General features: G+C 40.3%; 13 protein-coding genes and 1 pseudogene. 13 read left to right on the top strand and 1 reads right to left on the bottom strand.

What is annotated here, in order from left to right; genetic code table 11:
* Window positions 1-47: 47 nt before the first annotated feature.
* Entirely contained in the window at window positions 48-374 is a 327-nt protein-coding gene (locus M1K46_RS22715) for a hypothetical protein (RefSeq protein WP_256227815.1), read from the bottom strand.
* A 176-nt stretch (window positions 375-550) separates the two neighbouring features.
* On the opposite strand from M1K46_RS22715, the pseudogene M1K46_RS22705 reads away from it, so the two are divergent.
* From M1K46_RS22705 to dctA, 13 genes and pseudogenes are all read left to right on the top strand, one after another.
* A pseudogene (locus M1K46_RS22705) lies at window positions 551-1,475 on the top strand (hydroxymethylglutaryl-CoA lyase).
* Window positions 1,476-1,518: 43 nt separating this feature from the next.
* On the top strand, window positions 1,519-2,319 hold the full coding sequence (locus M1K46_RS22700) for an enoyl-CoA hydratase/isomerase family protein (RefSeq protein ID WP_256227812.1): 801 nt from the start codon (window positions 1,519-1,521) through the stop codon (window positions 2,317-2,319).
* Window positions 2,320-2,381: 62 nt separating this feature from the next.
* Window positions 2,382-3,548, top strand: coding sequence for an acyl-CoA dehydrogenase family protein (locus M1K46_RS22695; protein WP_256227811.1), 1,167 nt, complete (start codon window positions 2,382-2,384; stop codon window positions 3,546-3,548).
* 322 nt (window positions 3,549-3,870) lie between these two features.
* Window positions 3,871-4,533 (top strand): GntR family transcriptional regulator, encoded by a 663-nt coding sequence (locus M1K46_RS22690; RefSeq protein WP_256227810.1) that lies wholly within the window; start codon window positions 3,871-3,873, stop codon window positions 4,531-4,533.
* 219 nt (window positions 4,534-4,752) lie between these two features.
* Window positions 4,753-5,403, top strand: coding sequence for a succinate dehydrogenase cytochrome b558 subunit (locus M1K46_RS22685; protein ID WP_256227809.1), 651 nt, complete (start codon window positions 4,753-4,755; stop codon window positions 5,401-5,403).
* A gap of 56 nt (window positions 5,404-5,459) precedes the next feature.
* On the top strand, window positions 5,460-7,301 hold the full coding sequence (sdhA, locus tag M1K46_RS22680; protein WP_375162238.1) for a succinate dehydrogenase flavoprotein subunit: 1,842 nt from the start codon (window positions 5,460-5,462) through the stop codon (window positions 7,299-7,301).
* Complete coding sequence (gene sdhB, locus M1K46_RS22675; protein ID WP_256227806.1) at window positions 7,298-8,056, top strand: succinate dehydrogenase iron-sulfur subunit; 759 nt, start codon at window positions 7,298-7,300, stop codon at window positions 8,054-8,056. The genes sdhA and sdhB overlap by 4 nt, the downstream gene beginning before the upstream one ends.
* 88 nt (window positions 8,057-8,144) lie before the next feature.
* Window positions 8,145-8,621 carry a PaaI family thioesterase gene (locus M1K46_RS22670; protein WP_256227805.1) on the top strand — a complete coding sequence of 159 codons (477 nt, stop codon included), beginning with the start codon at window positions 8,145-8,147 and terminating at the stop codon, window positions 8,619-8,621.
* 21 nt (window positions 8,622-8,642) lie between these two features.
* Entirely contained in the window at window positions 8,643-9,488 is an 846-nt protein-coding gene (locus M1K46_RS22665; protein ID WP_256227804.1) for a fumarate hydratase, read from the top strand.
* Between the two features lie 21 nt (window positions 9,489-9,509).
* Window positions 9,510-10,130 (top strand): Fe-S-containing hydro-lyase, encoded by a 621-nt coding sequence (locus M1K46_RS22660; protein WP_309144602.1) that lies wholly within the window; start codon window positions 9,510-9,512, stop codon window positions 10,128-10,130.
* 77 nt (window positions 10,131-10,207) lie between these two features.
* Window positions 10,208-11,365 (top strand): CaiB/BaiF CoA transferase family protein, encoded by a 1,158-nt coding sequence (locus M1K46_RS22655; protein WP_256227802.1) that lies wholly within the window; start codon window positions 10,208-10,210, stop codon window positions 11,363-11,365.
* 214 nt (window positions 11,366-11,579) lie between these two features.
* The gene (locus M1K46_RS22650) at window positions 11,580-12,443 is read left to right on the top strand and encodes an HpcH/HpaI aldolase/citrate lyase family protein (protein WP_256227801.1); all 864 of its coding nucleotides are present in this window, start codon (window positions 11,580-11,582) and stop codon (window positions 12,441-12,443) included.
* A gap of 305 nt (window positions 12,444-12,748) precedes the next feature.
* A complete protein-coding gene (gene dctA, locus M1K46_RS22645; RefSeq protein WP_256227832.1) occupies window positions 12,749-14,044 on the top strand; it encodes a C4-dicarboxylate transporter DctA in 1,296 nt (431 codons plus the stop codon).
* Window positions 14,045-14,176: the final 132 nt, after the last annotated feature.

The raw sequence follows: 14,176 nt of genomic DNA, 5'->3' as shown, positions 1-14,176 counted from the left end.
TTCAACTCGATTTCGGATGTTCAACATTTTTCATCACCTTTCTTATTTTATGGAAATTGTATTTTGGTCAAGCGCTTGTGGCTTATTAATGGTAAACAGACTGATAACAATAAGAGCAAGGATTGAAAGCGGCAGGGAAAAATGCTGTTCCAACCCATCGGCTTGCCGAGAACCAATTCCCAAATAAGAGTGGCTAGTCCACCTGTGATAATAGAGGATATTGCACCTGCCGTCGTCGCTCTTTTCCATAGAAAGCTGGCTAATATGGTAGGTGTAATGGCTGCGCCGTACATCGTGTAGGAATACATCTGGATTGACAAAACAGACGGGAAAAACTGACCCATCGCATAAGCTAATATGCCAAGAATAATCACGACTATCCGGTTAAATCCTAAAAGTTTTTCCTCTGGCACAGAATCGAAAGGACAAAATTTATAAAATACAAATATAATTTAATGAATATTCTAAAAAGTTTTGTTATAATAAATGGGATCCAATATCCCATTTTGAACGGTTACGATTTTCCAAACAAATTGATGGAGGAATAATTATGGATTTAGTTGATCGAGTCACCATTTATGAAGTGGGTCTCAGGGATGGTCTCCAATTAGAGTCCAAACTTTTAACCAGTAATGAGAAATTGAGTGTTATTGAATTATTACATCAGGCAAATGTTTCTGAAGTTGAATTTGGCTCCTTTGTTCATCCAAAGCTTGTTCCGCAAATGGCGAATACAGGGGAACTGTATTCGCAGCTTAAGACCTTCCAAGGGGTGCAATTTGTCGGACTTGTTCCAAATTTAAAAGGTCTTGAGATCGCAAAAGAAAACGGTGTGAAGGCTGTCAACTATGTCTTATCAGCAAGCAATACGCATAACGAACAGAATACGCCAAACGACAAAAGCTTCATTGGAAAATTTTAAGTATCTCGTACAGTTTGCCTGTGAAAACAGCATTGATTTACACGTAACATTGGCCACCACTTTTGGCTGTCCATTTGAAGGTCCCGTGCAGCAAGAGAGCATCATGAAGATTATTGATAAGCTTCTATTACATAACATCAAAAGAATAACATTAGCAGATACCACCGGAATGGCAAATCCTAAACAAGTGTATCAGTTAACCAAACAAGTAGTTAACGAATGGAGGGCTATTGAATTTGGCTGTCATTTTCACAACACCAGAGGAATGGGACTCGCTAACATTCTTGCCGGGTTAGAGGCAGGCATTACGATTTATGATGCGTCCATTGGCGGAATTGGCGGGTGTCCTTTTGCTCCTGGTGCGACTGGAAATGTTTGTACGGAGGATGTTGTACACATGTTACATGAGATGGGTGTCAAAACGGGTATTGATCTTGATCCACTAATAGAGGCTTCCAAACGAATGAGAGACCTCCTAGAGCATGATTTACCTGGACAAGTCATGAAAGCAGGGAAAAGTTCGCGGCTGTACCCTGTCCCCAACTTAAGCTAACAATAGACAATTAAACTATTTCTAATCTCAAGGAGGCATTACCATGGCAGTAGCAACCTATGAAACGATTACGTTATCGAGAGCAGATCAAAATAATGGAATAGCGGTTTTAACTTTAAACCGTGCCGATTCTATGAACGCAATGAATACCAAAATGGCAATTGAAATCATTGAGGCTTTTCGTGAATTAAAGTATGACGATACGGTTCGAGCGGTGGTTATAACCGGCAGTGGTACGAGAAGTTTTTGTGTTGGAGCCGATCTGAAAGAAAGAAATGGGATGTCCAAGAAGGATTGGAAAAAACAACATGATTACTTTGAAGAAGTGACAGAGTGTATCCGTCAATTCCCATACCCGGTAATTGCTGCGGTTAACGGATATGCACTAGGAGGAGGGCTGGAAATTTCCCTTAGCTGTGATTTGCGAACAGCATCTGATCACGCAGAATTTGGATTACCAGAAGCCAAACTAGGTCTTATCCCTGGCATAGGAGGCACTCAACTTCTTCCCCGCATTTTACCGATTGGCATCGCAAAAGAAATTTTATATACCGGTAAGCGGATATCAGCCGAAGAAGGAAAACAATGGGGGCTGATAAACCATGTTTATTCAGCGGAAAATCTTTTGGAAGAAACTACTAAACTCGCTGAAAGTATCGCTAAGAATGCTCCTCTGTCTTTAGTGGCTCTAAAGAAAGCTGTAAATAATGGCACTGAAACGGATTTATCAACAGGGATTGTGCTTGAACTCGAAGCTTATTACAAATGTGCAAATTCAGAGGATAGAATGGAAGGCGTTTGTGCCTTTAATGAAAAAAGGCTCCCTCAGTGGCAAGGCAAATAGCTCATAACCAAACGTATTCACAGTGAGTTATTAACACAAAAATTTCGGAGGTAAAATAATCCATGTCAACTAATACGATGGTAAATAGTGAACACGAAATGATCCGTAAAAGCGTTAGAGCTTTATGTGAGCGCTTTCCTGAAACGTATTGGAGAGAACTCGATGAAAGAGATGCCTACCCAACGGAATTTGTAAGTGCTTTAACACAAGAGGGATGGCTGTCCGTACTTATCCCTGAAGAATACGGTGGTGCGGGACTTGGAATGGTAGAGGCCTGTATTATTTTAGAAGAGATTAATCGTTCTGGAGGCAATGCTGGAGCCTGCCACGCACAAATGTATACCATGGGTGCGTTGCTTCGACATGGCAACGAGGAACAAAAACAAAGGCTTCTTCCTAAAATAGCCAGTGGCGAACTACGCTTACAGGCCTTTGGAATAACTGAGCCGACAGCTGGCAGTGATACAACGAACATCCAAACGTTCGCTGAGAAAAAAGGGGATCGCTACATTGTTAATGGCCAAAAAATTTGGACATCCCGCGCAGAGCATTCGGATTTAATGATGCTGCTGGCGAGAACCACACCGAAAGATCAGGTACAGAAGAAAACAGATGGTCTAAGTCTGTTTATATTAGACATGAAAGACCAAGTGGATAAAATCGATATTCGGCCCATCGATACCATGATTAATCATGCTACTACCGAAGTATTTTTTGAAAATGCAGAAATCCCCTCTGAAAACTTGATCGGCGAAGAAGGAAAGGGATTTCGTTATGTGCTGGGAGGCATGAATGCAGAGCGCATATTGATTGCCTCTGAATCTGTTGGAGATGGCATGTACTTCGTTGATAAGTCGGTTCAATATGCCAATGAACGAGTGGTATTTGGAAGACCTATCGGACAAAACCAAGGGGTTCAATTTCCAATTTCAAAATCCTATATGGATATACAAGCGGCGAAATTAATGAGAGACAAGGCCGCAGAGATGTTTGATAGTGGTCTGAATTGCGGTGCAGAAGCAAATATGGCAAAATACCTTGCATCTGAAGCCACATGGCGTGCGGCGAATGCTGCAATGGATACTTATGGTGGATACGGGTTTGCTGCAGAATATAATATTGAGAGGAAATTCAGAGAAGCCCGTCTCTTTATCGTAGCCCCCGTTACCAACAATCTCGTGGCCAGCTATGTGGGGCAGCATGTCTTAGGTTTACCACGTTCATTTTAAGTACCCCAAAGCAAAAAATCATTAAGGCAAAACATGAGGGAAGAGTTGTATTCCTAGAATAAATAAGTAAGAATCTCCTGCTTAATCAGGAGATTCTTATTTAACTGGCAGTGAACAAAATCAGGGTATTATTTTCAAAGGATTTCTCAATTACTTCGTTACTTCTTCACGATGCACAGGTTGGTCTCTTTTTTCTAAATAATTAAGGGCCTATAAAGTAAAAAAAGAAATAAGAAATTTTCATAATATATAGACAATTTATATCGGATCCTGTATCCTAAAATAAAAAGTTTAATCGTTGGGTAGGGAAGGAAGCAGCAAGATGGTTGAAAATCTTCGTTTAGAAAATCGCGACACACTCCATCAAAAAGTGTGCAGTATCTTAAGAAAAGCAATATTGCAAGGTGAATTTAAACCAGGTGAAAGGTTAAAGCAATCTGATTTGGCGGATTCCATAGGAGTAAGCAGAATGCCAGTAAGGGAAGCACTTAGAAAGCTTGAATCAGAAGGTTTGGTGGTCCTTGAACCACATAAAGGGGCAATTGTTAAGTCCATTCAGGTTGAAGACATATTAGAAATATATGAATTACGTTCCCAGCTTGAAAAAATGGCAGTTGAACTAAGTGTAGAGAAGTTAAAGGATGAAGATGTTGAACAGCTAAAAAATCTAGTCGTGAAAATGGAGTCTACAAATGAAGTTGATGAGTTCGTTTATACTAACATTGAATTTCATCAATTATTAATTAAATACTGTCCATGGAAACGGCTGTTGAAGTTTATAGAAACGCTCTGGAATGGTTTTCCTCAAGATACACCCCAGATTTTAACAGGACAAATTGATAAATCAAATCAGGAACATAGGGCGATTTTAGAAGCTGTTTTAATAAAAGATAATGTAAAAGCTTCTAAATTGGTTTCAAATCACATTAAACGAACGGGAACCATGTTGGTTCAGAAGTTACAAGATGGCCAAGCCGATAAATAGGAAAAGCGAAGCACGCTCCAACATACTAAGCAATTCAGACATTGCTTAGTTTTTTTAAAAAATATTGGATCCAATATCCTATTTTGGGTTATCCAAAGTCGTCGGTTTCCGCTTTTGTGAAGCCAATCATCAATTTAGATGCCACAGAAGATGCTGAGTCTCTATTAATTTTTGAATCTAGAATATGTACCTTTTTTATGAATGAATGGAGGAAGAACTGTGGAAGTGAAACAAAAAACTTGGACAGTCATCCCTAGGGGTAATTCGAGTAAAAAATTTATTTATTCACGTTTACACTCATTGGCAGGGATTGTTCCGCTGGGATTATTTTTGATCGAACATTTCTACTCAAATGCTACGGCAATGTTTGGCGAAGAAACTTATAACAAACAAATTGAAGGGCTTCAAAGCATCCCATTTTTACCGGTTATTGAAATTATTTTTATCGCTATTCCGTTGCTTTTCCATGCTGTATATGGCATTTATCTATCATTTGTTTCTTCTAACAACACAAATACATACCAATACAGACGAAATTTAATGTACTTGTTCCAGAGAATTTCTGGCATCGTAACACTAATCTTTGTTGTGTACCATGTATGGTCCTTTCGATTGTCCACAGCATTTACGGGGACTGAAGTAAATTTTCAGTTAGTCAGTGAACATTTACAAAATCCATTGATTTTCGCATTTTATATACTCGGTGTGGTCTCCACCACTTATCATTTTTGCAACGGCTTATCTACCGGTCTAATCACTTGGGGAATCACACTCGGCAAAAATTCTCAAAAGATCGCCGTGCAGCTTAGTCTTTTATTATTTGCAGTAATGTGCCTGATAGGGATTGCAACTTTGTACACTTTTGCATGAGAGATTTGAAAGCGGAAACAATTTTCTGATGAGTCTTTTTTCTCTACATTAAATATATGTGTATTACTGATTACATACCGGAGGTGGAGCGAGTGAATACAGAAGATTATATTGTAATTGGCGGTGGCTTAGCTGGATTAATGGCTACCATTAAAATCGCAGAATCAGGTGGTACAGTGAAGCTATTTTCGTTAGTACCCGTTCGTCGGTCACACTCCGTTTGTGCACAAGGCGGAATAAACGGAGCAGTAAATACAAAAGGTGAAGGCGATTCAGCCTGGGAACATTTTGATGATACGATTTATGGCGGTGATTTTCTCGCAAACCAGCCTCCTGTGAAGGCTATGTGTGATGCTGCACCAGATATTATTTACTTGCTTGCACGTATGGGTGTTCAATTTAACCGTACAGTTGAAGGGAAAATTGATTTCCGCAGATTAGGTGGAGCTAAATATTCCAGGACGGCCTTTGCAGGTGCAACTACCGGGCAACAAATCCTGTATGCATTAGATGAACAAGTTCGGAAATACGAAGTTGATGGGTTAGTAGACAAATATGAGCATTGGGAATTGTTATCTTTAGTGCTGGATGATGAAAAAAGGTGCCGTGGCATCATAGCACAAAACTTAGCAACGATGGAAATCAAAGAATTTCGGTCAGATGCTGTTATTATGGCTACCGGGGGCATTGGTAATATTTATAGAAAAAGCACAAACTCTATTATCAACACTGGAAGTGCCCACAGCATTGCTTATCAGCAAGGCGCTCATTATGCGAATGGTGAATTCATTCAGATACACCCAACGGCTATACCTGGAGATGATAAATTACGGTTAATGTCAGAATCTGCGCGGGGGGAAGGCGGAAGGGTATGGGTTTATAAAGAAGGAAAGCCATGGTATTTCCTTGAAGAAAAATATCCAGCCTACGGGAACTTGGTTCCTCGTGATATCGCTACACGGGAAATCTTTCACGTTTGCGTTGATCTTAAGCTAGGCATTAACGGTGAGAATATGGTTTATCTGGATCTTTCGCATCTGCCTGTAGAAAAGCTGGAGCAAAAACTGGGTGGAATATTAGATATCTACGAAAAATTTGCCGGGGATGATCCGCGGAAAGTGCCGATGAAAATTTTCCCTGCTATGCATTACTCTATGGGCGGATTATGGGTGGATTATAATCAAATGACAAACATTCAAGGATTGTTTGCCTGTGGGGAATGTGAGTATCAATACCATGGTGCAAACCGGCTTGGTGCAAACTCTCTGGTTTCCGCTATATACGGCGGGATGGTGGCAGGCCCAAACGCTGTCAAGTATGTGAAGGGGCTTGATCAGCGCTGTCATGACCTTCCGGATTTGCTTTATGAGGAGGAGCGTTTGTTCCAAGAACATCAAATGGAAAAAATTTATCAAATGGATGGGGAGGAAAACCCCTATCAGCTTCACGTCGAAATGAGTGACTGGATGGTCGATAATGTAACGGTTGTAAGATATAATGATCGGCTTCAAAAAACAGATGAAAAGCTTCAAGAGTTATTAGAACGTTGGAATCATATTGGAATTGATGATGATTCATCTTGGAATAATCGGACCGTTACCTTTGTCAGACAGCTACGAAATATGATGGAATTAGCAAGAGTCATTACACTCGGAGCCTTAAATCGAAACGAAAGCAGGGGGGCGCATTATAAACCTGACTTCCCTATTCGTGATGATGAGAACTGGTTGAAAACCACCATCGCTAAATATACACCAAATGGCCCCGACCTTAGTTATGAGCCAGTAGATTTAAGTTACATAAAGCCGCGCCCAAGAAGGTACGATGTCGTAACCAGCAGTAAAGATGAGGAGGAAAAGGCAGAGTCAGTAGCTACAGGGAAGGGGGATGCTAAATGAATCAAGTAAAAAAGAAAGTGCTTCGTTTTAAAATTAAAAGGCAGGATGACTCAGACGCACCTTCATATTGGGATGAATTTGATATTCCTTATCGCCCGAATATGAATGTCATTTCCGCTCTGATGGAAATCCAGCGGAATCCAATCAATGTAAAAGGGGAAAAGGTTCGGGCGGTTATATGGGACTACAATTGTCTTGAGGAAGTTTGTGGCGCCTGCAGTATGAGAATTAACGGAAAAGTAAGACAAGCTTGTTCCGCCCTGGTAGATAAATTAGAACAGCCGATTATTTTAGAACCGATGAGTACGTTTCCTATTGAAAAGGATTTGGCTGTCAACCGGCAGCGAATGTTTGACGGATTAAAAAAAATTAAAGGCTGGATTCCGATTGATGGAACATATGCACTGGATGCGGGCCCAAATATATTTCCAACCGAACAACAGGAGGCCTATGATTATTCGACGTGTATGACCTGTGGATGCTGCTTGGAAGCCTGTCCTAATGTGAATAGCCGATCTCCATTTTTAGGTCCTCAAGCGATGGCGCAAGTGAAATATTTTAATATGCATCCAACCGGTGCTATGAAAAAAGATGAGCGAATGGAAGTGCTGATCGGTGAAGGAGGTATATCCAATTGTGGTAATTCACAAAATTGTGTGGAAGTGTGCCCAAAAGAAATTCCATTAACAAGTGCCATTGCTGAATTGAATAAAGAGGCCAACCGCTATGCGTTAAAAAGCTGGTTTAAAAAATAGAAAATAAGTGGTTAATAGATTGCTGAAATAATAAGTTTTAAAACCTATTAATGAACGACTACTATTGTTTCAAAGAGGCTGACAAAACATGAATGAACAAAAAATAATACAAGAAATCAAAGAAAGTTTAGATGAATTTAATCAACAAGAACTTCAACAAATCCAGCATACGATACATTCAATTAAAGCTTCAAAAGAAGGCGGTTTATACTTCTTAGGCCGGCTTCTAGGCATAGATGTAACAAATACGGATCATGTAACGATGGATCTTGGAATGCAAAATGCCAATACGTATGGAGTCGCACAAGGGGGAGCCGTGTACACCTTAGCCGATGTAGCTCTCGGTTATAAAATTATTTCTGAAGCTTCAGAGGCAGGTAAGGTGTTTACCATCGAGTTAAAAGTGAATTACGTTAAGCAGGGGAAAGGCAGTAAACTTTATGCTCATCCCGTTATTTTGCATAATGGGAAAAATACGGTTGTCGGTCAATGTACTGTCACCGATGATGAAAATAATCTGGTTGCAGTTGCTCTTGGCACATTTTTTATGATGAAGCCAGCCTAAGGCTAGAAGGGGGTTTTAATTTTGAGAACCGTAGACTACCGAGACATTGTGGATAATGTTGCTGTGATGTGTCAGGAAGCGAATTATGACCTTGGAGAAGATGTAGTTAACGCGTTTAAATCTTCTTTAAAAACAGAAGTGTCCGAAACAGGAAAAGACGTTCTTAATCAATTGATTTTAAATGCAAATATCGCCACTAGTGAACGCGTTCCCATGTGCCAGGATACTGGGGTTTCAGTTTTTATTGTTGAGTTAGGTCAGGATTGTCATATTGATGGAGGAAGTTTATATGACGCGATTAATGAAGGAGTCAAAAAAGGTTATGAGGAGGGCTATTTAAGACACTCTATTGTTGATCACCCGATTACGAGGGAAAAAGGTGCCGGATACAATACACCTTCAGTCATTCATGTTGAGCTTGTGCCAGGCAATCAACTAACCATTCACATGTCGGCTAAAGGTGGAGGAAGTGAAAACATGAGCACGCTTAAGATGTTAAAACCTGCAGACGGCCTCCAAGGAATAAAAGAATTCATTCTCAATACGGTCCGAGTGGCGGGTCCTAATGCCTGTCCACCTCTCGTTGTAGGAGTTGGAATCGGCGGCAATTTTGAGAAATGTGGTTATTTGGCTAAAAAATCGTTGTTTAGGCCCATTGGTGAACGCAGCAATCTTGATGATATTGCTAAGCTGGAAAATGAGTTAATGGAAGAAATCAATCAATTAGGGATTGGCCCACAGGGGATGGGCGGCAGCACGACAGCCCTTGATGTGAAAATAGAAATTGCTCCATGCCATATTGCTGCGCTGCCAGTAGCGGTTAACTTAAATTGCCATGCCAGCCGTCATAAAGAAATTACACTTTAATGGAGGTGATCATATTTGTCTGTGATAAAAATAACCGCTCCTTTTAATGAAGAAACGGTTCAGTCACTAAAGTCAGGAGACCGGGTGTTAATCAGTGGAACGGTCTATGCGGCAAGGGATGCTGCGCATAAACGAATGATAGAAGCACTGGAGCAAGGAGAAGATCTCCCTTTTAACATAGAAGGCGAGGTTATCTATTATGTCGGACCCACTCCCGCCAAGCCCGGACAAGTGATTGGTTCTGCAGGGCCTACAACCAGCGGCCGGATGGATAAGTATACTCCTGCTCTTTTGGAGAGAGGGTTAAAAGGGATGATTGGAAAAGGTTATCGAAGCCAAGAAGTCATAAATTCAATTGAGGAAAATCAGGCTATTTATTTTGGTGCTATCGGTGGTTCAGGCGCCTTAATCGCTCGCACTATTAAAGAAGTTGAAGTGATAGCCTATGAAGACCTGGGAACAGAAGCGATTCGAAAAATTGTAGTAGAAGACTTTCCTGCTATTGTCATAAATGATGCCTATGGAAACGACTGGTACAAGCAGGGTGTGGAAAAATATCGTTTAAACAATGAAACAAGTTCAGGAGCGGAAGAAGATAAAGAGATAGAAAGAGTAACAGAAATCGAGAAGATCAAAAAATGAGGGCCGTAATCCATCAATCCTAGCACATTAGCTTTTCTCGAGATCTTACATCGAACATATAAAGGAGGCAAACTTCTATGTTGCCATTACAGGGGATAACGGTAGTATCGTTAGAACAGGCGGTAGCTGCTCCATTCGCTACCAGACAGTTAGCGGATTTAGGAGCACGTGTTATTAAAATCGAGAGACCGAATACTGGAGATTTTGCCCGTAATTATGATACCACTGTTCATGGCATGTCCAGCCACTTTGTTTGGTTAAACCGCTCCAAAGAATCCTTGGCTCTGGATTTAAAAAATGAGGAATCCAAAACAATCGTGGATAAAATTCTTTCTGAGGCGGATGTTTTTATTCAAAACTTAGCTCCTGGCGCTGTTGATAGACTGGGTTTTAGTCCGTCTGTTCTCAAAGAAAAATATCCCGAACTGATTACCTGTGGTATATCCGGCTATGGATCATGTGGGCCCTATAGGGATAAAAAAGCCTATGATTTGCTGATTCAGTGTGAGGCAGGAATGGTTTCTATTACTGGAACAGATGACACTCCATCAAAGGCAGGAATATCCATTGCAGATATAGCGGCCGGCATGTATGCATATTCAGGAATATTAACTGCTCTTCTTGCTCGGTATAAGACAGGAAAAGGCACGGTATTGGAAGTTTCAATGCTTGAGGCGCTTGGAGAGTGGATGGGTTATCCGCTTTATTACTCAGGGTATGGCAGCGATGAGCCGAAGCGAACAGGTGCCAGCCATGCCACCATTTATCCATATGGCCCCTTTGCTGCAGGCGATGGCAAGCTCGTATTTATGGGTATACAAAATGAACGAGAATGGACCCAGTTCTGTGAACTGGTATTAAAGCAACCTGAACTGGCTGCCGATAGCCGCTTTAACAGCAATTATAATCGGGTATCCAACAGTGATTTACTGAAACCGTTGATTGACGCAGAATTTGAACAATTAAGTGCAGACCAGATCATTTATCGACTTCAGGAAGCTAAGATTGCGAATGCACGATTGAATACGATACAGGAATTTATTAACCATCCTCAATTAACTGCCCGGAACCGATGGAGAGAAATCGATTCCCCTGTCGGAACATTAAAAGCATTAATTCCACCGGTCACTTTTGAAGATATTGATCCAGTTATGAACCCTATCCCTACAGTTGGCGAACACACAGCAGCCATATTAAAGGAGTTTGGATTTGAATCGGTAACCGTTGATCAATAATTTTTTTGAAGTCATTTAGGATCCAATATCCATATTCTTTTAAAAGCGTTAAATATGGACAGTTTGCATTTTATAAATCGTTTGGATCTTTTATAGAGAGGAAATACGTCATCCAGCACTATAGAATTAACCATCGGCATTAGAGTATTACGCAGTATTACGCAGTATTACGCAGTATTACATTCGGAAGTAAAAACAATAGGAGGTGAATCACATGTCGTTATATCGCAGCTGGATGTTTGTCCCGGGGTCTGACTCAAGAAAGATTGAAAAGACTCGGCAACTTGAAGCGGACGTCATCATTTTTGATTTAGAAGATGCTGTAGCTGTATCTGAGAAGGAAGTTGCACGAACAAAGGTAAAGCAAGCGCTTCAACAATACCCAAGGCCTTATAACGTGGTGCGAGTGAACGCTGCAAATACTCCATATTTCATTGAAGACGTAAAGGAAATGGTGAAATATGGAGCAAAAGCGATCATGTTGCCCAAATCCGAAACCAGCGAACAAATTCTCCTTTTGAAGGAAATTCTTAGTAATGCTGAAAAAGAACAGGGACTCGATTACACCATTGATATTATCCCGTTAATCGAGAGTGCACGTGGTGTTCATCAAGTGGATCAAATAGCTGCATCCAGTACTAGAATTAAATGTTTAGCCTTTGGTTCAGTAGATTACGCTCTAGACATTGATGGGGAATTAACCAAAGAGGGTTTTGAACTTTTATATGCCCGCTCCCGAATCGTTAACGTTTCACGTGCGATAGGTATAGAACAGCCTATTGATGCAGTCTTTACCGATATTAAAGACCGCGAGGGATTAAAGAAAGAAACACAATTTGTGAAACGATTGGGATTCCAAGGAAAGCTTGTTGTACACCCAAACCAGATAGATGTTGTAAATCAAGCCTTTGTTCCTTCTAAAGAAGATATTGAAAACGCACAATTAATTATATCGGCATATATGGAATCATCACAAGAAGGTTCTGGGGCTGTTGAAGTAAATGGTAAAATGGTGGATTACCCAATTGTTGAAAGAGCCAAAAGAATACTGGAAAAAGCTCAAGCCGTAAGCTGTTGATTTATACTACACGTTATAAGGCTCGAGCTGCCATGCAGAAGAATTTTCATCGATGAATTTCAACCTGGATAAGCCAGTAAGAAAATTAACAGAAGCGTTTCACCGTGCATTGGAAAGATGATAAAAATAGCGTCCTTACACGCATTTAAATCCTATTCCAAGGTCCTATCCCGCTAACGACTGCGCGTCTTTTTACCGTTAGCGGGAGATAATGTGCCTCCACCTCATATTGGAGTGGCACTAAATGAAAGCGCTAACTTCGGGTTAATCAATGAAGTGAATACGAAGGAGATGAATTCATCGTGGTGAAAAAAATTTCTAAAAACCTTACTTTGCAAGTCATCATTGCCATATTCTCAGGTATTATTGTTGGAATGTTATTCCCTAGTTTTGGTATTGAGTTAAAAGTTCTCCCTGATATTTTTATTAAAATGGTTAAGATGGTTATCGCCCCCATAGTTTTTTTTACAGTTGTCCTCGGAATTTGTGGTATGGATGATATAAAAAAGATAGGTAAAATTGGCGGAAAAGCGATTATTTATTTTGAAATCGTCACTACCATTGCATTAGCTATTGGATTACTTGTGGCTAACCTTGTGAAACCCGGTGCAGGCGTTGATATAAATTCTGGCGGAAAAGTGGATGTGTCAAGTTTTACCAAGGAAGCAAAAGAGTCGGAACATGGTTTTATTGATTTTATAGTTGGACTTATTCCGGATAATCTGATCGGGGCGTTCGCTAGCGGAGAAATGTTGCCTGTACTATTCATTTCTGTTTTGTTTGGACTGGCATTGGCACCCATGAAAGATACAGCTAAACCTGTCATCACTTTATTTGACAAATTAATGCATGTATTTTTTAAGGTCGTTCATATCATCATGAAGTTTTCCCCATTCGCTGCATTTGGGGCAATGGCATACACCATTGGAGAATTTGGAACAGGCACTTTATTCGCAATGGGTAAACTAATTGTAAGTGTCTATGCATGTATGTTTATCTTCATTATTGGTGTATTAGGTTTGATCTTAAAATTTTATGGATTTAATATCTTCAAGTTTCTCGTATATATAAAAGAAGAAATTTTCTTAACATTTGGTACTTGTTCTTCAGAACCAGCATTGCCTGATTTAATGAAAAAAATGGAGAAGTACGGTTGTTCCAAATCGGTTGTTGGATTTGTAACTCCTACTGGTTATGCATTTAACCTCGATGGGACTGCAATTTACTTAACTTTGGCATCTCTTTTTATCGCACAAGCATATGGAATAGACTTAAGTTTATGGCAACAATTAACCTTAATGGGTGTGATGATGCTAACATCCAAGGGGGCAGCTGCCGTAACAGGTGGAGGCTTCATCACACTTGGTGCCACACTCGCTGCTTTTCCAATGTTACCCATAGAAGGTCTTGCCATCCTTCTTGGTGTAGACCGTTTCTTAGCCGAAGCTCGTGGTGTAACCAATTTGATTGGTAACGGGGTGGCAACGCTTGTCATTTCCAAATCTGAAAATGAATTCAATCCAGCTATGGAAACAGAAGATAATCAACCTGATGAAGTTGATGGAGATCATCAACTAATGAAAAAAACGAATTCATTATAACATTCACATCTTGCCGACAGGGACGCTTGCTTAATTTTTAGGCGAGTGGGATTGTCGGCATTGTTTTTCCCAAGATTGCATGTATCAAACGGCGTTGGGTGCAACGTCATTCTTCAAGTTAATAGGTTAATT

It is taken from the genome of Fictibacillus sp. WQ 8-8, from assembly GCF_024494405.1.
GTDB classification, from domain to species: Bacteria; Bacillota; Bacilli; order Bacillales; family Fictibacillaceae; genus Fictibacillus_C; species Fictibacillus_C marinisediminis.
The sequence above is the reverse complement of the archived record's forward strand: the minus strand, read 5'-3'. Positions and strand labels throughout refer to the sequence as shown.

Coding starts and splice junctions, on each gene's coding strand:
- M1K46_RS22690 (WP_256227810.1), top strand. CDS start 3,871: ATGGTTGAAAATCTTCGTTTAGAAAATCGCGACACACTCCATCAAAAA.
- M1K46_RS22695 (WP_256227811.1), top strand. CDS start 2,382: ATGTCAACTAATACGATGGTAAATAGTGAACACGAAATGATCCGTAAA.
- M1K46_RS22700 (WP_256227812.1), top strand. CDS start 1,519: ATGGCAGTAGCAACCTATGAAACGATTACGTTATCGAGAGCAGATCAA.
- sdhA (WP_375162238.1), top strand. CDS start 5,460: ATGTGTATTACTGATTACATACCGGAGGTGGAGCGAGTGAATACAGAA.
- M1K46_RS22650 (WP_256227801.1), top strand. CDS start 11,580: ATGTCGTTATATCGCAGCTGGATGTTTGTCCCGGGGTCTGACTCAAGA.
- sdhB (WP_256227806.1), top strand. CDS start 7,298: ATGAATCAAGTAAAAAAGAAAGTGCTTCGTTTTAAAATTAAAAGGCAG.
- M1K46_RS22655 (WP_256227802.1), top strand. CDS start 10,208: ATGTTGCCATTACAGGGGATAACGGTAGTATCGTTAGAACAGGCGGTA.
- M1K46_RS22670 (WP_256227805.1), top strand. CDS start 8,145: ATGAATGAACAAAAAATAATACAAGAAATCAAAGAAAGTTTAGATGAA.